15 protein-coding genes and 1 tRNA gene are annotated in these 24,226 nt (G+C 42.8%); 14 read left to right on the top strand and 2 right to left on the bottom strand.

What is annotated here, in order from left to right; all coding sequences use genetic code 11:
• Positions 1-2,445, top strand: coding sequence for a glycosyltransferase family 2 protein (locus LJE12_RS06030; protein WP_022380234.1), 2,445 nt, complete (start codon positions 1-3; stop codon positions 2,443-2,445).
• Positions 2,446-2,463: 18 nt separating this feature from the next.
• Positions 2,464-3,924 carry an ArnT family glycosyltransferase gene (locus tag LJE12_RS06025; RefSeq protein ID WP_020993490.1) on the top strand — a complete coding sequence of 487 codons (1,461 nt, stop codon included), beginning with the start codon at positions 2,464-2,466 and terminating at the stop codon, positions 3,922-3,924.
• Between the two features lie 106 nt (positions 3,925-4,030).
• On the opposite strand, the gene LJE12_RS06020 is transcribed toward LJE12_RS06025, so the two are convergent.
• A complete protein-coding gene (locus LJE12_RS06020; RefSeq protein ID WP_226824557.1) occupies positions 4,031-5,311 on the bottom strand; it encodes a D-alanyl-D-alanine carboxypeptidase family protein in 1,281 nt (426 codons plus the stop codon).
• A 164-nt stretch (positions 5,312-5,475) separates the two neighbouring features.
• On the opposite strand from LJE12_RS06020, the gene LJE12_RS06015 reads away from it, so the two are divergent.
• The 10 genes from LJE12_RS06015 (at position 5,476) to LJE12_RS05970 (ending at position 19,266) form a co-directional block, all read left to right on the top strand.
• Complete coding sequence (locus tag LJE12_RS06015) at positions 5,476-7,383, top strand: glycosyltransferase family 2 protein (protein WP_008706108.1); 1,908 nt, start codon at positions 5,476-5,478, stop codon at positions 7,381-7,383.
• Complete coding sequence (locus tag LJE12_RS06010; protein WP_008706107.1) at positions 7,365-8,321, top strand: glycosyltransferase family 2 protein; 957 nt, start codon at positions 7,365-7,367, stop codon at positions 8,319-8,321. The genes LJE12_RS06015 and LJE12_RS06010 overlap by 19 nt, the downstream gene beginning before the upstream one ends.
• 83 nt (positions 8,322-8,404) lie before the next feature.
• Complete coding sequence (locus LJE12_RS06005; protein ID WP_008706104.1) at positions 8,405-9,808, top strand: undecaprenyl-phosphate glucose phosphotransferase; 1,404 nt, start codon at positions 8,405-8,407, stop codon at positions 9,806-9,808.
• Positions 9,809-9,825: 17 nt separating this feature from the next.
• Positions 9,826-11,277, top strand: coding sequence for an LCP family protein (locus tag LJE12_RS06000; protein WP_227226654.1), 1,452 nt, complete (start codon positions 9,826-9,828; stop codon positions 11,275-11,277).
• Between the two features lie 88 nt (positions 11,278-11,365).
• Complete coding sequence (locus tag LJE12_RS05995) at positions 11,366-12,310, top strand: glycosyltransferase family 2 protein (RefSeq protein WP_020993488.1); 945 nt, start codon at positions 11,366-11,368, stop codon at positions 12,308-12,310.
• A gap of 196 nt (positions 12,311-12,506) precedes the next feature.
• Positions 12,507-13,922, top strand: coding sequence for a S1C family serine protease (locus tag LJE12_RS05990; protein ID WP_008706097.1), 1,416 nt, complete (start codon positions 12,507-12,509; stop codon positions 13,920-13,922).
• Between the two features lie 355 nt (positions 13,923-14,277).
• Positions 14,278-15,696, top strand: coding sequence for an ATP-dependent Clp protease ATP-binding subunit ClpX (gene clpX, locus LJE12_RS05985; RefSeq protein WP_055057584.1), 1,419 nt, complete (start codon positions 14,278-14,280; stop codon positions 15,694-15,696).
• 55 nt (positions 15,697-15,751) lie between these two features.
• Positions 15,752-16,339, top strand: a complete 588-nt coding sequence (locus LJE12_RS05980) for a DUF7575 domain-containing protein (RefSeq protein WP_008706094.1) — start codon at positions 15,752-15,754, stop codon at positions 16,337-16,339.
• Between the two features lie 138 nt (positions 16,340-16,477).
• The gene (locus LJE12_RS05975) at positions 16,478-17,983 is read left to right on the top strand and encodes a leucine-rich repeat domain-containing protein (protein WP_227226655.1); all 1,506 of its coding nucleotides are present in this window, start codon (positions 16,478-16,480) and stop codon (positions 17,981-17,983) included.
• 155 nt (positions 17,984-18,138) lie between these two features.
• On the top strand, positions 18,139-19,266 hold the full coding sequence (locus LJE12_RS05970; RefSeq protein WP_227226656.1) for a hypothetical protein: 1,128 nt from the start codon (positions 18,139-18,141) through the stop codon (positions 19,264-19,266).
• A gap of 52 nt (positions 19,267-19,318) precedes the next feature.
• Here the strand turns inward: LJE12_RS05970 and LJE12_RS05965 are convergent.
• Positions 19,319-19,402: transfer RNA gene (locus LJE12_RS05965), tRNA-Leu, on the bottom strand.
• 411 nt (positions 19,403-19,813) lie between these two features.
• Between LJE12_RS05965 and LJE12_RS05960 the strand changes: the two genes are divergently transcribed.
• Positions 19,814-20,890, top strand: a complete 1,077-nt coding sequence (locus tag LJE12_RS05960) for a carbamoyl phosphate synthase small subunit (protein ID WP_022380222.1) — start codon at positions 19,814-19,816, stop codon at positions 20,888-20,890.
• On the top strand, positions 20,890-24,105 hold the full coding sequence (carB, locus tag LJE12_RS05955) for a carbamoyl-phosphate synthase large subunit (RefSeq protein ID WP_022380221.1): 3,216 nt from the start codon (positions 20,890-20,892) through the stop codon (positions 24,103-24,105). Before LJE12_RS05960 ends, carB begins: the two co-directional genes overlap by 1 nt.
• Positions 24,106-24,226 lie beyond the last annotated feature (121 nt).

The raw sequence follows: 24,226 nt of genomic DNA, 5'->3' as shown, positions 1-24,226 counted from the left end.
ATGCCTAAGGAAATATTTGAAGTAGTAAGAGAAAGATTTCATTTATCAGACAGGACACAGTATATTGTGCAGGGACACTGGCCGAAAGATGCGGTGATGGAGGCATATCTGGATCAGCACAAACTGAAGGTGTCTGTGAAAGAAAATGAAAATGTAAGTGCACTGGAACGTTTTAAAGATCCGGAGAAAATGCAGGGAATACAGATTACGGCAACTGTTCAGATACCGGAAAATCTGGAGGGGTATCATAAGCTTGTGATCTATGAGAAGTTTCCGGATAAAAAACATGTCTGGTTTTCCATCACTGCCGGTGAACTGGATAAAAAAAGAGATAAACCGCAGGTATATTTTGAAGAAGAGAGTGCAGAACAGGGAACTGTACGGATCAGAGGGTGGGCCATTGCACCCAAGCCTGTGACTGTCCGTATCTTTGATGCGGATAAAAAGCCGGTTGCCGCTGAAATCCAGAGAACAGACAGGGTGGATGTCAACCAGCTGTTTGAAGAAGCACAGGATCCGGGAAAGACAGGATTCTTTTCTGAGATCACCAACGTTTCGGGAAAATGCCTGTATGTAGTGTTTTATGCAGGCGAGAAGAAAACTGTACATGTGGTTCCTCTGAGAAAAGCTGATATTCTGGCAAAGAAATTAGACAAATATGTAGAAAAAGGAATCCGCTACTGGAAATCTCAGGGTGCGGCGGCTCTTGCTGAGAAGGTAGTGACAAAGGTTAAAAATGTGCGTCAGGGACCGCCATCCTATCAGAAATGGATCAGACATCATCTGCCGGACAGGAACGAACTGGAGAAACAGAAGAAAACATCCTTTGGATACAGACCCAAGCTTTCTTTTGTAGTACCGCTGTATAAGACACCGGAGAAATATCTCAGAAGACTGACAGAATCATTTCAGGAACAGACTTATTCAAACTGGGAACTTTGTTTCTCTGACGGAAGCGGCGCACAGTCACCGCTGACGGAATTGTTAAAAGAACTGACAGCGAAGGATAACAGAATTAAATACGTTTCTCATGAGGAGCCGCTTCAGATTTCAGAGAATACCAACAGTGCCATTGAAATTGCAACAGGTGATTTCATTGCCTTTGCAGACCATGATGATGAGCTGACGCCGAATGCATTATTTGAATGTGTGAAAGCAATAAATGAGAAACCGCAGACACTGGTGATCTACACAGATGAAGATAAGATGTCTATGGATGGACATAAATTCTTTCAGCCGCATTTTAAACCGGACTATAATCCGGATCTGCTGTGCACGGTCAATTATATCTGCCATCTGTTTGTGGTATCACGAAAAGTAATTGAAAAAGTTGGCGGGCTGCGAAGTGAGTTTGACGGTGCACAGGATTATGATTTTGTGTTACGCTGTGTGGAAGCAGTAAAGGATGAAGAAATCTGTCATATTCCCAAAATCCTGTATCACTGGCGTTGCCATGAGGACTCCACAGCAGAGAATCCCGAGAGCAAGCTTTATGCCTTTGAAGCCGGAAGACGTGCAGTACAGGCTCACTATGAGAGAACAGGAATCCACGCAGAGGTTTTTAAGGGTGAATATCTGGGGCTGTACAGAACGAAGTTTATCAGAGATCATGATCCACTGATTTCTATTATTATTCCGAATAAAGACCATATTGATGATCTGAAGAGATGTATGGAATCCATTGAACAGAAATCTACGTACAAAAATTATGAGTACATTATTGTAGAGAATAACAGTACAGATTCTGCTACTTTTGAATATTACAAAAAACTGGAGGCAGAGAATCCGAAGGTCCGCATGGTATACTGGGACGGAGTCTTTAACTATTCTGCCATTAATAACTATGGTGCATCTTTTGCAAAGGGTGAGTATCTGCTTCTGCTTAACAATGATACAGAGATCATTAATCCGGACTGTCTGGAAGAACTCCTGGGTTATTGCATGCGTAAAGATGTAGGTGCAGTGGGTGCAAGACTTTATTATGAGGATGATACGATCCAGCATGCAGGTGTTGTGATCGGTTTTGGCGGAATTGCAGGACACTGTTTTGTCCAGCAGAAGAGAGGTACCACCGGATATTGTCACAGAATTATCTGTGCACAGGATTACAGTGCGGTTACAGCTGCCTGCATGATGGTGAAGAAATCTGCATTTGATGCAGTGGGAGGACTTTCAGAGGAACTGGCTGTTGCATTTAATGATATTGATTTCTGCATGAAGCTGAGAAAGGCGGGATATCTGATCGTGTATAATCCATATGCGGAATTATACCATTATGAATCCAAATCCAGAGGTCTTGAGGATACTCCGGAAAAAGTGGCACGATTTAACAAAGAAATTGCCACCTTTGAGAAAAAATGGCCGGAGATCCTGAAGAACGGAGATCCTTATTATAACCCCAATCTCACTCTGAAGAGCCAGGACTTTTCTCTGAAAAGAATCTGAAGATGAAATTGCTATAAAATGAATGTGAAAGAAGATATGTTAAAGAAAAAGAAAGAGATCAATGAAAAAACAGAAATTTTCATTTTTGTATTTCTGGCGTTTATCCTGCTGACAACCTGGGCGATGACACAGCCTTTTAATTCAGGGCCGGATGAACAGATGAGATATTATGTTGCAGATTACATTTATAAACATCATGGAGCTCTTCCGGGGGGAGATGATCCGGCTGTCAGGAATAAAGTGTGGGGAATTTCCTATGCATATTATCCGGTTGTATCTTATATGGTGTCTGCATTATTTATGAGAATATCCCGGCTTTTTGCAGATCCGGGATACTCCATGTTCAAAATTGCACGTATGGCAGATGTACTGTTTGTCACAGGTGCAGTGTATTTTGTTGTAAAAGCTTCGGGCAAACTGTTTCCGAAAGAAAAATATTCCAGAGAAGTTAGATGGCTGTTTGCAGCACTGGCAGGATTTATGCCGCAGGCAATCTTTATGGGAACTTATGTGAATACAGACTCACTGGCACTGCTGGCAGCAGCCATGATCTTGTATGCATGGGTCTCTTATCTGAGAGAAGACTGGACATGGAAAAACTGTATACTCCTTGCAGTGGGAATGGCCGTATGTGCATTGTCTTATTATAATGCATACGGTTGGATACTCTGCAGTTTTTTCTTCTTCTGTTTTACGGTATTACTCTGCAGAGAAGAAGCTTTTTCACAGAGAGTTCGTTTCCTTTTCAGCAGAGGAGCAGTGATCGCAGCAGTTACTTTAGTTCTCTGCGGCTGGTGGTTCATCCGTAACGCAGTTTTGTATAACGGAGATTTCCTGGGAAGGAAATCCTGTGCGGAATGTGCGGAAAAATATGCTCAGAATGATTACAGACCGTCACTGTATCCGACTCCTGCAAAGCTGGGATGGAACTGGAAAGATATTATCCTTTATCAGGATCCGGGCTGGTATCATAACTGGATTCTGACAGTGTGTGTAAGTTTCATCGGTACTTTTGGACAGATGGAAATTTATATGCCATATACGGTCAGCAAACTGTATATGCTGTTCTTTGCTGTTGGGATCATCAGTGTATTTTTTGTAAAAGAGACATTTGATCTGAGAAAAAAAATGTATGTTGCACAGCGGAAAGCAGTTGGAAATGACAGATGGAAGATTAAAACAAAGGTGATATCCCGAGAGTGGAATAAAGAAGGTATTTTCCATTTGATGATGGTATTTCTGATTATGATTCCGGTATTTCTGTTTCTGTATTATGTTTATTACAGTGATAATCAGCCACAGGGAAGATATCTTATGCCTGCATTATATCCTCTGATGTACTTTGTTACGCTGGGCTGGAATAATATTCTGACAAAAACAGTGAAAAATGAAAAGGTGCGGAGTCTGATATACAGAGTACTGACTGTACTGCTGGTGATTTCGCCATTTGCCTGCTGGGCATTTTTAATCTTGCCTTAAAAGAAATAAAGGGACTGCCGCATGAAAAGCTTTTGCGGAAGTCCCTTAAATTTATCTATTTTATCTATCAAAGAAATGGTTACTGTCTGGTATTCAGAAGCAGGCTTCAGGATTTGATCACTTTGATCATCAGGAACAGGAAAAACAGCAGGAATGCTGCCCCGATCGCCCCGATGATATAATAAGGAGCAGTTGTATGGGAAGCAGAATATGCCTGTGCTGCCTCCATATTCTTCTGACCGGTTACTGCGGCATCATTTGTCTGCTGCTCTGCGTCTTCCAGAATCGCAGTTCCTACAGGAGTTCCTCCAAAGTAATACTGGCGTGTGATCTGTCCGTCAGAAGAAGTATCTTCTGTGGTCAGATTATCTTCTGTGGCACCGTTTGGTGCAATGACTGTACCACCGGAAAGACGGTTAAAATCATTGTCTGCGATGGTAAGGGGTGCAAAATTGTCAAAACCATAATTGAGAAGCGCGATCGCTTCATTATTGGTAACACCGGATGCGCCATTTAATACAATGCATACCAGCTTCATGTTATTTTTGGAAGCTTCACATACCAGGGTACTTCCGGAAGCTTCTGTGTACCCTTCCTTACCGCCGATACAGGGTTTATAATAACCGTCGCTGGTGCTGTTTATCATGGTAAAATTGTTTGTGAGTACACGTTCACCGCCGGAAACATTTGTTGCCGGAAGTGTATAGGAAGTAGTTGCTGCAATGGTGCGGAAAGTGTCATTTGCCATAGCTGCTTCCATGATCAGAGCCATATCATGGGCGGTGATATGCTGGTTCTCATCAGGAAGACCGGTAGGATTGGTAAAGACAGTATTGGTGCAGCCAAGCTCCTGTGCCCGGGTATTCATTGTCTGTACAAAAGCATCCACAGAACCTCCCACATGTTCAGCTACCTGCAGTGCGATATCATTGGCAGAGGCAACCATGATGGCATATAAACATTGTTCCATGGTGAAAACCTCATCTAACTGTGAGGAAATATTGGCTCCTCCGTCAGTAACACCGGAAACACCGGTTGCAGTCATGGTTACCTGTTCATCCAGACTGCTGTTCTCAAGAGCAACCAGGCAGGTCATAATCTTGACTGCGCTTGCAGGGTAAAGAGGCTGATCTGCATTTTTGGAATACAGGACTGTGTTTGTGGAAGTTTCCATTACAATTGCCGCGGCAGACGAAATATCGGAAGCCTGGGGCCATCCGTCGATACCGTTGGTGACTACGACAGACGGATCTGCTGTCTGTGCGGCGGCGTCTGTATTCTGAGCTGTTTCTTCAGCAGCAGATACCGGAAACTGTGAAAACATGGTGACAGCACCAAGTCCCAGAGCCATCAGGGCTGCAGTGATTCTTTTTTTCTTTATCATCATGGTATATAATACTCCTGTGTATAAAAATATTGAAAAGTTACTGTTCATTGTAAGTGAACAGTAACCATAAAAACAATAACAGTATAACACATTTCTCTCCTTTCTTGCAAAAAATATCATACAATGTTAAAATAAAAAATCATAGTAAAAATCGAGGTTATCATATGAGTAAAAAACCATCTGCAGGAGGAAAAATCCAGTGGACGAAAATGTTCAGGAAGCTTTCCCCCTATACGATCCGGAAAGGGTTCCGCTACATGAAGCATTATGGACCAAAGGAATTCTGGATCAGGCTGCATGAACGTTTTGAACCGGAAGAAGTACCATATGGTCCATGGTACCGGGCTTACATTCCGACGGAGGAAACACTGGAAACACAGAGGAAACAGAAATTTGATTATTCACCGCTGATCAGCATTGCAGTTCCGGCTTATCAGACACCTGTAGAATTTTTGAGACAGATGATAGAATCACTGATCGTTCAGACCTATTCAAACTGGGAGCTGTGTATCGTAAATGCAAGTCCTGACAATGAGGAGATGCAGAAAGTACTGGCAGAATATTCAGCCGGAGATTCCCGGGTAAGATTCTGCAATCTCAAAGAGAACCTTGGCATTGCAGAGAACACAAACCGCGCGTTTGCAATGGCAAAAGGTGAATTTGTGGGGCTTCTTGACCATGATGACCTGCTGGCACCCAATGCATTATATGAGATCGTGAAAATACTGCAGGATCATCCGCAGGCAGATGCGCTTTATACAGACGAGGATAAGGTTACAACAGAACTGGACGAGCATTTTCAGCCACATCTGAAATCGGATTTTAATCTGGATCTCCTGCGTTCCAATAATTATATCTGCCACTTTTTTGTAGTGCGAAAGAGTATTGTAGAAAAGACCGGAGGTTTCCGAAAAGAATTCGACGGAGCTCAGGATTACGATTTTATATTCCGCTGTACGGAGAATGCCGGAGAGGTTTTGCATGTTCCGGAAATCCTGTATCACTGGAGAACACACAAAGCCTCCACTGCAGATAATCCTGCCAGTAAAATGTACGCATTTGAAGCCGGCAAGAGAGCAATAGAAGCTCATCTTGAGAGAACAGGTACAAAAGGCGAGGTAAGCCATACACAGGATCTGGGCTTTTACCGGGTGAAATATCCGGTGCAGGGAAAACCTCTGGTGTCTGTTATCATACCAAACAAAGACGAGAAAGAGACTCTTCAGACCTGTCTGGAAATGCTGGAGAAGAATACCGGTTATCAGAATTTTGAGATCATAATCGTGGAGAATAACAGTACCACTGATGAGATTTTCCGATATTATAAAGAGCTTTCCGGAAACCGAAAGATCCATCTTTTGAGATGGGGAAAAGAATTTAATTATTCTGCCATCAATAACTTTGCTGCGGCGCATGCAAAGGGAGAATATCTGCTTTTCCTGAATAATGATGTAAAATCCATCAATCCGGACTGGCTGGAAGAAATGCTTGGAGTGTGTCAGCGTCCGGAAGTGGGCGGTGTCGGAGCAAAGCTCATTTATCCGGATAATACGATCCAGCATGCAGGATGTGTGATCGGAATGGGCGGTATTGCGGGGCATATGTTCGTAGATATGCCTGCGGACCGTACCGGCTATCTGCATAAGGCATCCCTTCTTCAGGATATGAGTGCAGTGACTGCCGCCTGTCTGTTGATGAAGAAAGAGGTTTTTGAGCAGGCAGGAGGATTTACAGAAGAACTGGCTGTGGCATTTAATGATGTGGATCTTTGCCTGAAAGTAAGAAAAAACGGCTATCTGATCGTATATGATCCCTATGCGAAGCTTTATCATATGGAATCAAAGACCAGAGGAGCTGAAGACAGCAAGGAGAAAGTGCGCCGTTTTCAGACGGAGATTGAATATATGCGATGTCACTGGATAGACATTCTCAAAAACGGAGATCCCTGTTATAACAAAAACCTGTCTCTTACCAAATGGAATTATTCTCTGAAGCCAATCCCGGGAATGGAGACAGAAGCAGGACAGAAAAAAGAGAAGACAGGGAGGAAATCATGCAGGAAGTATCAGTGATCATTCCGAATTTTAATGGGATGGCTTATCTGGATGGCGTACTTGCAGGTCTGGAGTGTCAGACTGTAAGCAATTTTGATGTAATTCTTGTGGATAATGGATCCAATGACGGAAGCTGTGCTTTTGTTGCTGCAAGGTATCCATGGGTCCATCTGATCGAACTGCCGGAGAATTTCGGATTCTGTAAAGCGGTCAATGAAGGGATCAGAGCATCACGCTCACCTTATGTACTGCTTTTAAACAATGATATTGAAGTAACGGAGAATTTTATAGAAGAAATGCTGTCAGCCATCAAAAGGCATCCCAAAGCTTTTTCCTGTGCTGCCAGAATGATTCAGTTTCATGACAGGGACAGGCTGGATGACGCAGGAAACTATTACTGCGCACTTGGATGGGCTTATGCGAGAGGTAAAGGGAAAGATATCCATACCTATGAAAAGGAAGAGAAGATTTTTGCTTCCTGCGCAGGAGCTGCTATTTACAGAAAGAAGATCTTTGATGAGCTGGGATATTTTGACGAAGAACATTTTGCATATCTGGAGGACATGGACGTGGGATACCGGGCCAGGATCTACGGATATGAAAACTGGTATGCACCTGATGCCATGGTATACCATGTGGGAAGCGGTACCAGCGGATCCAGATATAATCAGTTCAAGATCCGGTATTCTTCCAGAAATAATATTTATCTGATATACAAAAATATGCCGGTGTTACAGATTATTATCAATCTTCCGTTTCTTGTTGCAGGATTTGGAATCAAAATTCTGTTTTTTACGCTGAAAGGATTCGGAAGAGAGTATATTGCGGGAATTAAGAATGGATTCCAGATCAGTAAAAAAAATCATAAAATACCTTTTAAATTTCAAAATCTGTCAAACTATTTTAGGATTCAAGTTGAATTGTGGGTGAATATCTTCAGGCGTTTGTGCGGATGATAAGAAAGAAAGATAAATTTTTATTGCTTTTATAAAACAACTATTATAATATAGAAACGATAAAAAAATGAGGTGACAAAAGATTGCTAAAGGACAATGAAAAGAATTTCAGTCGTCTCCATATGATCATTGATGCAATTGTACTGGTACTGTCATATTTTCTGGCATGGCTGATCCGTTTTGTTGGTCCTATGGCAGCAACAGCAGTCAGAACCAGAAGCTTTCAGCAGTATATGCTGATGCTGGTTTTTATTGTACCGGTTTATCTGTTGTTGTATCAGGCTTTCACATTGTATACTCCCATGCGGATGCAGGGGCGTCGGCTTGTATTGGCTAATATTGTAAAGGCCAACTCGCTTGGGCTCCTTATTCTGATGTTTACATTTTACATGATAGATGAGAGCGATTTTTCCCGTTCTACTTATATTATGTTTTATGTAATTAATATTGTGCTTCAGTGGTGTGCCCGAATGTTGATTTTCGCTCTTCTGAGAAATATGAGAGAGAAGGGACTGAATCAGAAACAGATGATCTGTGTGGGATACAGCCGCGCAGCAGAGGAATACATTGACAGAGTTCTTGCCAATCCTCAGTGGGGATATGTGATCCGCGGAATACTGGATGACAATGTTCCGGCAGGAACAGAGTACAAGGGAATCAAAGTTCTTGGAAGGATTGCCAATCTGAATATAATACTTCCGGAGAACCGGCTGGATGAAATAGCGATCACTCTGGGCTTAAGTGAATATTACCGCCTGGAAGAGATTGTAGCACTGTGTGAAAAATCCGGAGTACACACCAAGTTTATCCCGGATTATAATAAGATCATTCCGACAAAACCATACACAGAAGATATACTGGGACTTCCGGTTATCAATATCCGTTATGTACCGTTGAACAATACATTCAATGCACTGGTCAAGCGGGCGATGGACATTGCAGGATCTATTGTTGGAATCATAGTAACCTCACCGCTGATGCTGTTAATGTGTGCTATCATTAAGCTGACATCACCGGGACCACTGATCTATAAACAGGAGAGGGTTGGACTTCATAACCAGACTTTTCGGATGTACAAGTTCCGTTCCATGGAAGTACAGCCGGAATCGGAAGAGAAGAAGGCATGGACAGTAAAGAATGACCCAAGAGTAACACCCATCGGAAAGTTTATGCGTCACACCAGTATTGATGAACTGCCACAGCTTTTCAACATACTGAAGGGTAACATGAGTCTTGTGGGACCACGACCGGAGCGGCCGTTTTTTGTAGAGAAATTCAGAGAAGAAATCCCGAGATATATGGTGAAACATCAGGTTCGCCCGGGACTTACCGGCTGGGCTCAGGTGAATGGTTACCGCGGAGACACATCCATAAGAAAAAGAATCGAATATGACCTTTATTACATTGAAAACTGGAGCATAGGGCTGGATATCAAGATTATATTCCTTACATTTTTCAAGGGATTTATAAACAAAAATGCATATTAAGATAAGGGGAAAAAGGCATGGCTAAACCAGGAAAAAAGAAAAAAGTACTGTTTGTGCTTGAGATCATTGTACTGCTGCTGTTTATTGGCGGGCTGTATGTGTATGGACAGATTTCTTCCAGGCTGGATAAGATTGAGCAGCCGGAACTGAAAAAGGAAAAAATAGTCGTAAACCAGGAAGCACCAAAGATGACAGGATACAAGACCTATGTGCTGTTTGGTATTGATACCAGAGGGGAAGGCTCCCAGTATTCTGCACAGAACAGTGATACCATGATCATTGTGAGTGTAAACAACGATACAAAAGAAGTGCGTATGGTTTCCGTATACAGAGATACACTTCTCAATGTTGGAGATGATACCTATACGAAGGCAAATGCAGCCTATGCGCTGGGTGGTCCGGAACAGGCGATCACTATGTTAAATACAAACCTGGATCTGGATATTTCCGATTATGCGACGGCCGATTTTTCTGCACTTGTAGAAGTGGTAGATGATCTTGGCGGTCTTGATATTCCGTTATCTTATGCGGAAATTGAACATATGAATAACTATTGCGTGGAAACATCCAAGCTGACAGGGAAAGATTACACTCCAATCGAGAAACCGGAGCCAAAGCCGGAAGATGAGGAAGCCATTGTAGGAACTTATCATCTGAACGGTGTACAGGCGACATCCTATTGCCGTATCCGTTATACTGCAAGTCTGGATATGGGACGTACAGAGCGTCAGAGACGAGTACTTGGAATGCTCTTTGATAAGGCGAAGATAGCAGGTCTTTCTTCTATCTTTAAGATTATGGATGATGTATTCCCGATGGTTACAACATCTCTTTCAAAACAGGATATTCTGGGACTTATTCCGACTCTGATCGGATATAAATTTACAGACAGTACGGGATTCCCGCAGAAGTTTAAATTCTCTAATATCAAGGGAAGTATTATTGTTCCTACTGATCTTGAGAACAATGTAGTTGAACTTCACAAGTTCCTGTATGATGATCAGGATTATACTCCGTCTTCTGAGGTAGTGGCCCGCAGTAATAAGATACTTGAGATCGTCGGCGGAGAAGGTAAGCTGGATGATGCAGCCAAGACTACGACACAGGACACTGATACCACAAATGCAAATGACACTTTTGTATGGTCCGGCGATAATACCTCCGGCAGTACGGATAACAGCGGCGATTATGACAGTGATTATGATAACGGCGGTTATGATGGCGGTTATGATAATGGCGGCGATGACACCGGCAGTGACACTGGTGGTGGAGACTACGACGGCGGCGATGACACCGGTGGTGGAGACTACGACGGCGGCGATGACACCGGTGGAGATGAGACCGGCGGCGATGACACCGGTGGAGATGAGACAGGCGGCGATGACACCGGTGGAGATGAGACAGGCGGCGACGATGGATTCAGCGATGATTCAGCAGCAGATTCCGGAGCAAGTTCTGAAGAACAGTAACAGGGAACTGCTATAAAAATATAAATAATAGAAAAGAGGACCATCTGTTGGAAAGGATGGTCCTCTTTTCAGATAAGGAGTGTTGAGGATGACGCATAAGGAAAAATATAATGACACTGTGACAGTTGATGTAATCATTCCTGCCTATCGTCCCGGCAGAGAATTTGGAGAACTGCTGCACAGACTGGAAGAACAGGAATATCGTCCCCGCAGGATTCTGGTTATGAATACGGGAGAGCAGTACTGGAACAGAGAATGGGAGAAATGTCCGATCCTTGAGGTTCATCACCTGGAACAGAAGGATTTTGATCATGGCGGAACCAGAAGAAGGGCAGCAGAACTTTCGAATGCAGATATTATGATCTTTATGACACAGGATGCTCTCCCTGCTGACAGAAAAGTAATTGGAAATCTTGTCTGTGCTGTCAGTGAAAATCCGGGTGCAGGAGCAGCCTATGCAAGACAATTGCCTAAGGCAGACTGTCGCTTTCTGGAACGTTATACCCGTTCTTTTAATTATCCGGAGCAGTCCTCGGTAAAGTCACTGGATGATATTGATAAGTACGGGATCAAGACCTATTTCTGTTCTAATGTGTGCGCGGCCTATGATAAAGGGATTTATCTGAAAACAGGCGGTTTTACAGAGCGGGCGATTTTCAATGAAGATATGATCTGTGCCGGAACAATGATTCAGAAAGGCTATTCAGTTGTCTATGCGGCAGATGCGAGAGTATATCATTCCCATAATTATTCCGGAAGACAGCAGTTCCACAGAAACTTCGATCTGGGAGTATCCCAGGCAGAGCATCCGGAGATTTTTGAAGGAGTACCTTCTGAGGGAGAGGGAATCCGTCTGGTAAAAAGAAGCCTGGGCTATCTGATAAGAACGGGACACTTCTGGCTGATTCCTCAGCTGATCTGGCAGAGCGGAATGAAATATGCAGGATATTTCCTGGGGAAAAGATACAGAAAACTTCCCCGGAAAGTTGTTCTTGCATGTACCATGAGTCCATATTACTGGAACAGAAAATAAAGGTAAGCGGATAACCTTAAGACACGCCAATTTACGATAATTGTCACATTTTGAACACAATTAATTGATATACTGATTCCAGAGTTCAGGAGAAGAATTGCTGTAACTGTGCAGAAATAAAACAGTTACAGATCATTGTTTATTTCGGGGAGTGCTCCGATAAACAGTAATACAGGAACAGAAGGGAGCAGATTACATGAATGATGAAAGAAACCTGGGTGAAAAAACAGATGATTCCGGTCAGCAGCCCAGATATGAACATTATCAGTTCCATGAAGAACAGGGAACTGTTTTGAAACCATCCGGTCCCTCTGGACACAGAAGAAATCAGAATTCTTTTCAGAAAAAAGCAGGGACGACAATCGCACTGGCTGTGATCTTTGGCCTGGTGGCGGCAGTTGTATTTCAGGCGGCGAATTTTGCAGCAGACAGATTCCTGAATACAGGTAAGTCTTCGGTGCAGATTAAAACTACAGACAGTGTGGATCTTCAGGAAACGGCATCAGATGACAGCACTGCCGATAAGGTGCTGTCTGACTCTGAGAATGGAACAGTAGCAGCAGTGGCTCAGGCTTCCATGCCTTCTGTAGTTGCGATCACTACTGTCAGTGTTCAGGAAATACCAAGCTTTTTCGGATATAGTTCCCGCCAATATAAGAGTGCGTCAACAGGTTCAGGGATTATCGTTGGAGATAATGATGATGAGCTTCTGATCGCAACGAATAATCACGTGGTGGATGGAGCTACAACTCTGAGTGTCTGCTTTATCGGGGATGATGTGGCAAATGCAGAGACAGAGACTGTGAATGCGGGAGATAATGGAGATCTGAATGTAGAGGATGCAGTCAGTGCCAAGATTAAGGGTACAGATGCTGATAATGATCTGGCAGTAGTTGCGGTGAAGAAATCGGATATCCCTGAGGACACTTTAAATCAGATCAAGATTGCTCAGATAGGAAGTTCGGATGATCTGGCAGTAGGGCAGCAGGTAGTTGCGATCGGTAATGCGCTTGGATATGGTCAGTCTGTAACATCAGGCTGGATAAGTGCATTGAACCGGACGATTTCTACAGATGACGGAACGAACAGTACAGGGCTGATCCAGACGGATGCGGCGATCAATCCGGGTAACAGTGGTGGTGCACTTTTGAATATGAAAGGCGAGCTGATCGGCATCAATTCTGCAAAATACGCAGACAGTGCCGTAGAAGGTATGGGATATGCCATTCCTATTTCCAAAGCAAAGCCTATTCTGGAAGAACTGATGAATCGTGAGACCAGGGAGAAAGTAGACAGCAGCAAAAAAGGATATCTGGGAGTAAGTCTTGCCAGTCTGACCACAGAGGCAATTGAGATGTATAATATGCCCACAGGCGCTTTTGTAAGAAATGTGGAGAATGATTCCCCGGCACAGGAGGCAGGTATCTGTAAAGGCGACATCATCGTAAAATTCGATGGACAGAAAGTCAGTGATGGTGATGATCTGCTGGATAAACTGCAGTATTATAAATCGGGAGAGAAGATTGAGGCAGTTATTGCAAGAGCCACTAATGGGGAATATGAAGAAAATACTATAGAGCTGACTCTCGGCACCAGACCGGACAATGAATAAAACAAAAGACATCGCCCATGCGGCGGTGTCTTTTATATATTATCAGTGAACAGTAAGTTACTGTTCACTCCGTTCACTGTAACTTAGCCAAAATTCATTCCAGATTGCCTGCGGCAATGGAATTTTGGCTTGTATGTCTCGGGATTTTGGCATATTCATGCCAAAACACCTCGCGGGATAGTGATGTGTGAACAGTAACAACAGTAACGATTCTTTTTGTGTTTATAAAACTTTCATTTTGTTATAAGGGAATTGTATGATATAATTCAGTTAAATAAGCGTAATGATCCAGCAGCCTGCTATCCTGCAGGAGCACTGTACTGTTACGAATAAGAGGATATAGAAAGGAGTCATTATGAGCGAGAACTATAATGATGATGAAATAATAGACAGCAGCGAAGATACAGAGAAAAAGAGAAACAAATCCGAAAAATTCTGTTTTCTCTGCCGCAGACCTGAGAGCAAGGCCGGTCCGATGATCGAACTTCCCAATAACATACATGTCTGCACAGATTGTATGCAGAAGAGCTTTAATTCTATGAATCAGCAGTTTAATGAGGGTAAGTTCAATTATTCTGACCTGTTGAATATGCCGAATGTGAGTATGATCGATCTGGGCAGCTTCCAGAATCCGGTGCAGCAGCCAAAGAAAGAAAAAAAGAAAAAGAAACAGGAAAAACCGGTTCTGGATCTGAAAAATATTCCTGCTCCCCATAAGATCAAAGAAACCCTTGACCAGTATGTGATCGGTCAGGAGAAAGCCAAGAAAGTAATGTCTGTAGCGGTTTACAATCACTATAAACGTGTGGCAACAGATACAATGGATGAGATTGAAATTGAGAAATCTAATATGCTGATGATCGGACCAACCGGATGCGGTAAAACCTATCTGGTTAAAACCCTGGCGAAACTTCTGGATGTGCCGCTTGCAATTGCAGATGCCACTTCTCTTACAGAAGCCGGTTATATTGGCGATGATATAGAGAGCGTTGTTTCCAAACTTCTGGCAGCGGCAGATAATGATGTGGAGCGTGCCGAGCATGGTATTATTTTCATTGATGAGATTGACAAGATTGCCAAGAAGAAGAACACCAACCAGAGAGATGTCAGTGGTGAGGCAGTGCAGCAAGGAATGCTGAAGCTTCTTGAGGGAAGTGAGGTGGAAGTTCCTGTAGGTGCAAACAGCAAAAACGCAATGGTACCGCTTGTAACTGTTAATACACGTAATATTCTGTTTATCTGTGGCGGTGCTTTTCCTGATCTGGAGAATATCATTAAAGAAAGGCTGAACAAGCAGGCATCTATTGGTTTTTATGCAGACCTGAAGGATAAATATGATAATGATCCTCATTTGCTTCAGAAAGTAACAGTGGAGGATATCCGCAGTTTTGGAATGATTCCGGAATTTATCGGACGACTTCCGATCATCTTTACTCTGGACGGATTGAATGAGGATATGCTTGTGAAGATCCTGCAGGAGCCGAAGAATGCGATTCTTAAACAGTATCAGAAACTTCTTGCACTGGATGAAGTGAAACTGGAATTTGAAGACGGGGCGCTTCATGCAATTGCTGCGAAAGCACTGGAGAGAGATACAGGTGCCAGGGCACTTCGCGCGATACTGGAAGAGTATATGCTGGATATCATGTATGAGATTCCGAAAGATGACAGCATAGGAGAGGTTGTGATCACAAGAGAATACATAGAAGGAAACGGTGGTCCGAGGATTCTTCTTCGCGGACAGGAGCCGATCCTGCTGGAGGGTAGTCATTAATTAAAATAGTTTTGTTCTTGTATTATGAGGACAATAATGGAAGGGAGTAAATATTATGGGAACAGATTTTTTTGATGGATTAGTTAAGACATTTTCAAAAACAACGAAGGAACTGGGAAAGACAACAAGAGAATTAGGTGCCCGCGCAGAGCAGACGATCGAGGCGCAGAAGATAAGAAGTAAAATCACAGGAGAAGAGCGCATTATTGAGAAAATCAAAGTTGATATCGGTGATATTGTTTACAGACGACATTCTCAGGGTGATGGAATTGATAGTGAGTTAAGTGCTTTATGTCAGGAGATTGATCAGCATTATCTGAAAATCAGGGAGTATAAGGATAATGCGGCGAACCTGAAAGGAGAGAAAATCTGCCCGTCCTGCGAGCGAGAGGTAGATATTAATGTAAGTTTCTGTCCGTATTGCGGAACGCCATGCCCGACTCCGGAACCGGCGAAGAATGTGGAAAATGACACTGTATCTTCAGATGAAGATGAAGATGGGAGTAATGAGCCGGAAGAAACACCGGCAGAAGAATTACAGCCGGAAGAGCCAGAAACAGAGAAAACAGCAGAAACAGAACCAGCACAGGAACAGCCGGTGGAAGAAACACCAGTGGAAAAAGAAACAATGGAAGAGAAGTAAGTAACTGCAGGGTAAATTATTTTTACAGATTTACCAGATAATTACAGTATAATTAAAAATATGTTGCAAATTGATATGGAATATGATAATTTTATATCGTATCAAAAGGTATGAAAATTACGAACAGGAGAGGGAAAGATGAAAAACAGAAAATTAAATCAGTTATTAGTCGCAGGAATGATCAGTGCAGCTATGATGACTTCTGGTATCAGCGTTCAGGCTGCTGATTTTAGTGATGATACATCAACAGTAGAAGAACAGTCTGTTGGCTCAGCAGAAGAGGAAGCTCCGGAGGTAGAGGACGGATCTGAATTTCAGTCTGATGCTGCTGAAGCATCATCAGCAGTAGCAGTCAGTTCAGCGAACTTCCCGGATGCAAAGTTCCGCCAGTATGTTTTAGACAATATTGATACAGACAAGGATAAGAAACTTTCAGCGGCAGAGATCAAAGCAGCCAAGACGATTGATGTTTCAGGGCTTGGAATTTCCAACCTGAAAGGCATTGAACGTTTTACCTATGCGACAGATCTGTTTGCGGCAAATAACAAACTTACTTCTGTAAATATTACAAAGAATACAAAAGTTGCATATCTGAATCTGAGTAATAACAGTCTTGCAGGAACTCTGAATCTCAGCAAATGCACAAATCTTCGTGTAGTGAAGTATGGAAGCAATAAACTGACAAAGGTAGTAATGCCTTCCAAGAAATATCTGAAGAACCTGGATTTCGTAGATGCAAGCTCCAATAAATTTACCACACAGGCAAATGCAGGACTGAACATCGGAGATACTGATTATGTAAAGAGTCTTTCAGAAGTCAATGCCTCCAATAATGCCATCACTTCATTTAACTGTGCCGGATTTCAGGGAATCCTTGATCTTAGAAATAATAAGATCACAAATCTGAAACTGGAAAACAGCAAGGAAGGGTCTCAGGTAGTTTCCTTATACCTTGACGGAAACTCACTGAGTAAGACACCTTCTATTGACTTTACACCGGAATGGATTTCCGTACCTCAGCAGTTCAGCTGTGATGCAGGAGTTTCATCCAAGGTCAAAATGCTGAAGGCAACTGCATCCATCACATCTGCAACATGGGATCAGATTGTGGTAAACGTTGGATCCAGTACAGATGATGCTTCTTACAAACTGGAGAAGAAAACAGGCAACGGTGCATATGAAACTGTTAAAACATGGGATAATGGTGATCTGGCTGACGCAGAGTTCGGAGAAGATTACACAGATAATGTGATTTCTACAGGAACAGCCTATACATACAGAGTTACAGCAACTGTACAGGTAAAAGATGCCAATAAGAACCTCAGATCCTGGTCAAATTCCGCAGAAGTGAAAGCTACAGCAACAGGTACAAAGCCGGCAATCTCTGTGAAGTCCACCCAAAAAGGTGTGGCAACCGTAAGCTGGAAGGCTGTTGCAGGTGCAGACGGATATGATGTTTACTGTGGATCATCCAGGAAATCCCAGAAGGGTACGGTTGTAAAAGGAACTACAAAGCTGACCGCAAATAAGACAAAACTGACAAGTGGTAAAACTTATTATTTCAGAGCACGCGCATATAAGATGGTAGGATCTGCCAAGGTATATACAGGTTACAGTGCAGTGAAGAGCGTGAAAGTCAAATAATACAAAAATAATTGAGAACAGTATAAAATCAAGCCGGCGATGTGAGAGCAGATATCTTTTACAGAGCCGGCTCTTTGATTATGGCAATTCCGTAAAATACTGTGGACAGTCCGGTATTGTTATAGATGAATTGTTATAGATGGGAGGAATGTCATGTGAAATATATCAGAAAGAGTTTCTCTTTGTTTTGGCTGATAGCGGTAATGATGTTTGGAACAGTATCGGCATCCGCAGCATCTGCAAAACCGGAAACACCGGTATTGTCCGGAACAGCATCCGGAAACAGAGTGACTCTTAACTGGAATAAAGTAAAGAAGGCTTCCGGCTATCAGATTTTTCTGTATTATAAAGCCTACGGGAAATACAAATGCGTGGGAAGGATCAAGAACAGGAACATTACCAGTTTTACACTGACAGGTTCTGAAGATAAGCTCTACACTTATAAGATACGTTCTTATATGAAACAGGGAAACAAAACTCTGTATAGCCCATCATCGAAAGCACTGGAGATAAAAACAGCTCCCGGAAAACCTGTGATCACCCGGATAAGAGTGAGAGAAGAAAGCGGAACCCTGATCAAATGGAAAAAAATCAAAACTGCAGAAGGATATCAGATATTCCGGTCAGAATCCGAGGACAGAGGATATAAAAGAATCAATATAGTTTCCGGCAATACAACATTCAGTTATACAGATACAGGTACTGTTTCAGGAAAGACTTATTATTACAGAATACGGGCATATGTACGAAATCAGGGAAATGTTGTATATTCTGAACTGAGTGATCCGGCAGAGGCGGTAATGCGAAAGACTATTATGATTGGAGATTCCAGAACAGATATGATGAAAGATGTTGTGGAGAACGATAACATTACATGGATATGTGAGGTTGGAATGGGGTATAAATGGCTTAGAGATACTGCCCTGAAGACCTTGCAGGAGCAGATGAAAGGAAATGAAGATATTTTTGTCTGGCTTGGTGTTAATGATGTATACAATATTTCCAATTATATCAGTCTGCTGAATGAGGAGATTCCAAAATGGAAAGCGCAGGGAGCGGATGTCTATATTGTGGCAGTGGGACAGGTAACCAAAGATCCTTATGTAACAAATGAGGAAATCGAAGATTTCAATGCCAGAATGAAAAAAGAAGTTGCCGGTGCGAAATATGCAGATCTTTATTCTTATCTGAAAAAGCAGGGATATAAGACAACAGACGGAACTCATTACGATAATGAAACCACATGGAAGATTTACCGTTATCTGATGTCTTTTGTATCATAAGAACAGAAAAAAAGGAAACTGTATCAGTTTCCTTTTTTGAGTAAAAAAATAATGCAGAAGATGGGACTTGAACCCACACGATATTGCTACCACAGGCACCTGAAGCCTGCGCGTCTGCCAATTCCGCCACTTCTGCATTTCTTATTTATCAATCGCTCTCTCGCGACTGCTCATTTATAATAACCGATGTATGGATAAAAGTCAATAGCTTTTTTGAAATTTTTTTAATTTTTTTTACAGTATCCTCAAAACGCACAATTTGTTACGTAGAAGTGTAAGCTTCTTCTGATAAACTGCGGAGCAGTTATCCGGTGTAGAGTTGCACAGAGAAGAGGATGATTTAAATTTTATAGAGGTATTTGGATGTGAGAAAGCAGTGAATGCATGTGATTGGATCTGCCTGAAAATACAAAAAAGTTTTTAATATCAACTTAATTATTTTTAGTACCTTATAAGGTTGAAAAAAGCACTTTGCTGTGATACAATCTTGAAGATTTAGGAAAAAATAAGTGATAGACACAATATAAAGATAAGAAAGGGAGATTGTATGAAAGCATTTCTGATATTAGAAGATGGCCATGTGTTCAAAGGTACAAGCATTGGTTCAACGAGAGACGTTATCAGCGAAATCGTCTTTAATACTTCCATGACCGGTTATCTGGAAGTAATGACCGACCCTTCCTATGCAGGACAGGCAGTATGTATGACTTATCCCCTCATTGGGAATTACGGAATCTGTTATGATGACCAGGAGTCATCAAAGCCATGGGTGGACGGCTTTATTGTCCGCGAATTATCCCGTGTCCCAAGTAATTTCAGAAGCGTGGACACGATTCAGCATTTCTTAACAAAGCATGATATTCCAGGTATTGCCGGAATTGATACCAGAGCCTTAACGAAAATCCTTCGTGAGAAAGGTACCATGAACGGTATGATCACCGTCAATGAAAATTATGATTTAGATACAATTATCCCCCAGTTAAAAGCATATACAACAGGTAAGGTAGTAGAGAAGGTAACATGCCGCGAGAAAGAGATTTTAAAAGGCGACGGTCCGAAAGTAGCACTTCTTGACCTGGGAGCAAAGAGAAACATTGCACGTTCCCTGAATGAAAGAGGATGTGAGGTTACAATTTATCCGGCACTGACACCTGCGGAAGAGATTCTGGAGGCAAATCCGGATGGCATTATGTTAAGTAACGGCCCTGGAGATCCAAAGGAATGTACTTCTATTATAAAGGAAATAAAAAAATTATATGATTCTGAAGTTCCGATCTTCGCAATCTGTCTTGGACATCAGCTTATGGCTCTTGCAACAGGTGGAGATACCCATAAGATGAAATACGGACACAGAGGCGGAAATCATCCGGTCAAAGACCTTGCAACAGGACGTGTTTACATTTCTTCCCAGAACCATGGCTATGTAGTAGATGCTGAGGGACTTGAAGAGAAAAACATTGCAAAACCTGCATTCGTTAACGTCAATGACGGCACAAACGAAGGTATGGCATACGAAGGAAAGAATATCTTTACTGTACAGTTTCATCCTGAAGCATGCCCGGGACCGCAGGATTCCAGTTACCTGTTTGACAGATTTATGGATATGATGGGAGGAAATAAATAATGCCAAGAAATAAAGACATTAAAAAAGTACTTGTAATTGGTTCCGGCCCGATTATCATCGGCCAGGCAGCAGAGTTTGACTATGCAGGAACACAGGCATGCCGTTCCCTGAAAGAAGAAGGCATTGAGGTTGTTCTTCTTAACTCCAACCCTGCAACCATCATGACAGATAAAGATATCGCTGACAGAGTTTATATCGAGCCTCTGACAGTAGAAGTAGTAGAACAGCTTATCCTGAAAGAGAAACCGGACAGCGTCCTTCCTACACTGGGCGGCCAGGCGGGATTAAACCTTGCCATGGAGCTGGATGAGAAAGGTTTCCTCAAAGAACACAATATAAGACTGATCGGTACAACTGCCCAGACAATCAAGAAAGCGGAGGACCGTCAGGAATTTAAAGATACCATGGAGAAGATCGGTGAGCCGATCGCAGCATCCAAGGTTGTTACAACAGTAGAAGATGGTCTTGCATTTACAAACACCATTGGTTATCCGGTAGTTCTCCGTCCTGCTTACACACTCGGTGGAAGCGGCGGCGGTATCGCCCATAATGAATATGAACTCCGTGAAATCCTGGAGAATGGTCTTCGTCTTTCACGTGTAGGTGAAGTACTGGTAGAGCGCTGCATCGCAGGATGGAAAGAGATTGAATATGAAGTAATGCGTGACAGCGCAGGAAACTGCATTACAGTCTGCAACATGGAGAACATTGACCCGGTTGGTGTCCACACAGGTGACTCTATCGTAGTTGCTCCGTCTCAGACACTGGGAGATAAAGAATATCAGATGCTCCGTACTTCAGCCCTGAACATCATCACAGAGCTTGGAATCACAGGTGGATGTAACGTTCAGTACGCTCTGAAACCGGACAGCTTTGAATACTGTGTAATCGAGGTAAACCCGCGTGTAAGCCGTTCCTCTGCACTTGCAAGTAAGGCAACAGGTTACCCGATCGCAAAGGTTGCAGCAAAGATTGCCCTGGGCTACACACTGGATGAGATCCCGAATGCGATCACAGGAAAAACATATGCAAGTTTCGAGCCAATGCTTGACTACTGCGTAGTTAAGATCCCGAGACTTCCATTTGATAAATTTATTACTGCAAAGAGAACCCTTACTACTCAGATGAAGGCAACAGGTGAGGTTATGAGTATCTGCCATAACTTCGAAGGTGCCCTGATGAAGGCCATCCGTTCTCTTGAGCAGCACGTAGACAGCCTGATGTCCTATGATTTCACACAGCTTACAGACGAGGAACTCCTTGCAGAGCTGGAAATCGTAGATGACCGCAGAATCTGGAAGATTGCAGAAGCAATCCGCCGTGGTATGCCACAGTCCATGCTTCACGACATCACAAAGATTGATATCTGGTTCATCGATAAGATTGCAATCCTTGTAGGCATGGAAAATGCTCTTAAGACCAGAAAGCTCACAAAAGAGCTTCTCCTTGAAGCAAAACGCATGGAATTCCCGGACTACATCGTTGCACGTCTGGCAGGCAAGACAGAAGAAGAGATTAAAGCTCTTCGTGAAGAATATCAGATTAAAGCAGCATATAAGATGGTTGATACCTGTGCAGCAGAGTTTGCGGCAGCAACACCATATTACTATTCTGTATACGGCGATGAAGGCACAGAGAATGAAGCAGTAGCAACACCGGATAAAAAGAAAATCCTGGTACTTGGTTCCGGTCCGATCCGTATCGGTCAGGGTATTGAGTTCGACTTCTGTTCCGTACACTGTACATGGGCATTTGCAAAAGAAGGCTATGAGACCATCATCATCAACAACAACCCGGAAACAGTAAGTACAGACTTTGATATTGCAGATAAACTGTATTTCGAGCCTCTGACACCGGAAGATGTTGAGAATGTAGTAAATATCGAGAAACCGGACGGAGCAGTTGTACAGTTCGGTGGTCAGACAGCTATCAAATTAACAGAAGCACTGACAAAGATGGGCGTTAAGATTCTCGGAACATCTGCGGAGAACGTAGATGCAGCAGAGGACCGTGAGCTCTTTGATGAGATTCTTGAAAAATGCGAGATCCCGAGACCAAAGGGACAGACAGTATTTACTGCTGAGGAAGCTAAGAAAGCAGCAAATGAGCTGGGTTATCCTGTTCTGGTTCGTCCTTCCTATGTACTTGGTGGTCAGGGCATGAGAATCGCTGTAAGCGATGAGGACGTAGAAGAGTATATCGGTGTGATCAACCAGATCGCACAGGAGCACCCGATTCTTGTTGATAAATACCTGATGGGTAAGGAAATCGAAGTAGATGCTGTATGCGATGGCGAGGATATCCTGATTCCTGGTATTATGGAACATATCGAGCGTGCCGGAATCCACTCCGGTGACAGTATCTCCGTATACCCGGCTAAGACCATCAGCGAGAAAGCAAAAGAGACAATTGCAGAATACACCAGACGTCTTGCAAGAGCACTGCATGTTATCGGTATGATCAACATCCAGTTCATTGTTCTTGGAGATGATGTATATGTGATCGAGGTTAATCCTCGTTCCAGCCGTACTGTACCGTACATCAGCAAGGTAACAGGAATTCCGATCGTTCCTCTTGCAACGAAGGTAATCCTTGGATACAAGCTGAAAGACATGGGCTATGAACCGGGACTTCAGCCGGAAGCAAAACACTATGCGATCAAGATGCCTGTATTCTCATTTGAGAAGATCCGCGGCGCTGATATCAGTCTTGGACCGGAAATGAAGTCAACAGGTGAGTGCCTTGGTATTGCTGAGACATTCAATGAAGCGCTTTACAAAGCATTTATCGGAGCAGGTATCCGTCTTCCGAAACATAAAAACATGATCATCACTGTTAAAGACGAAGACAAACAGGATATCATCCCGATCGCAAGAAGATTCGAAGCACTTGGATACAGAATCTATGCTACACTGGGAACTGCAAAAGTCCTCAAAGAAAACGGAATCAAAGTTATCCGTACAAATAAGCTGGAGCAGCCTGCACCGAACCTTATGGACCTTATCCTTGGTCATAAGATCGACGTTGTCATCGATACTCCGCCACAGGGTGTAGAGCATCAGAAAGATGGTTTCGTCATCAGACGTAACGCCATCGAGACAGGTGTCAATGTCCTTACTTCTCTGGATACAGCAGAAGCACTGGCAACCAGCCTTGAGAATACAGACCTGAACAATTTATCTCTTATTGATATTGCTACGATTGCAAGAAGATAAAGAACTGATAAATAATATGAAATGATGAAAAGCAGCCGTAATTTTCTCTGTCGGAGAAAAGGCGGCTGTTTTTATCTTATAGAATCAGCAGGAAAAATACAGATTACAGTTGTATCAGTGG

Source organism: Blautia sp. DFI.6.71 (assembly GCF_020593585.1).
Lineage (GTDB): Bacteria > Bacillota > Clostridia > Lachnospirales > Lachnospiraceae > Blautia_A > Blautia_A wexlerae.
This window is presented reverse-complemented; position numbering and strand designations above follow the sequence as displayed.

What these genes read in the sequence shown, in the direction of transcription:
- LJE12_RS05960 (WP_022380222.1), top strand. Translation starts at nt 19,814, where the DNA reads ATGAAAGCATTTCTGATATTAGAAGATGGCCATGTGTTCAAAGGTACA.
- LJE12_RS06010 (WP_008706107.1), top strand. Translation starts at nt 7,365, where the DNA reads ATGCAGGAAGTATCAGTGATCATTCCGAATTTTAATGGGATGGCTTAT.
- LJE12_RS05975 (WP_227226655.1), top strand. Translation starts at nt 16,478, where the DNA reads ATGAAAAACAGAAAATTAAATCAGTTATTAGTCGCAGGAATGATCAGT.
- LJE12_RS06000 (WP_227226654.1), top strand. Translation starts at nt 9,826, where the DNA reads ATGGCTAAACCAGGAAAAAAGAAAAAAGTACTGTTTGTGCTTGAGATC.
- LJE12_RS05990 (WP_008706097.1), top strand. Translation starts at nt 12,507, where the DNA reads ATGAATGATGAAAGAAACCTGGGTGAAAAAACAGATGATTCCGGTCAG.
- LJE12_RS06015 (WP_008706108.1), top strand. Translation starts at nt 5,476, where the DNA reads ATGAGTAAAAAACCATCTGCAGGAGGAAAAATCCAGTGGACGAAAATG.
- carB (WP_022380221.1), top strand. Translation starts at nt 20,890, where the DNA reads ATGCCAAGAAATAAAGACATTAAAAAAGTACTTGTAATTGGTTCCGGC.
- LJE12_RS06030 (WP_022380234.1), top strand. Translation starts at nt 1, where the DNA reads ATGCCTAAGGAAATATTTGAAGTAGTAAGAGAAAGATTTCATTTATCA.
- clpX (WP_055057584.1), top strand. Translation starts at nt 14,278, where the DNA reads ATGAGCGAGAACTATAATGATGATGAAATAATAGACAGCAGCGAAGAT.
- LJE12_RS05980 (WP_008706094.1), top strand. Translation starts at nt 15,752, where the DNA reads ATGGGAACAGATTTTTTTGATGGATTAGTTAAGACATTTTCAAAAACA.
- LJE12_RS06020 (WP_226824557.1), bottom strand. Translation starts at nt 5,311, where the DNA reads ATGATGATAAAGAAAAAAAGAATCACTGCAGCCCTGATGGCTCTGGGA.
- LJE12_RS05995 (WP_020993488.1), top strand. Translation starts at nt 11,366, where the DNA reads ATGACGCATAAGGAAAAATATAATGACACTGTGACAGTTGATGTAATC.
- LJE12_RS06025 (WP_020993490.1), top strand. Translation starts at nt 2,464, where the DNA reads ATGAATGTGAAAGAAGATATGTTAAAGAAAAAGAAAGAGATCAATGAA.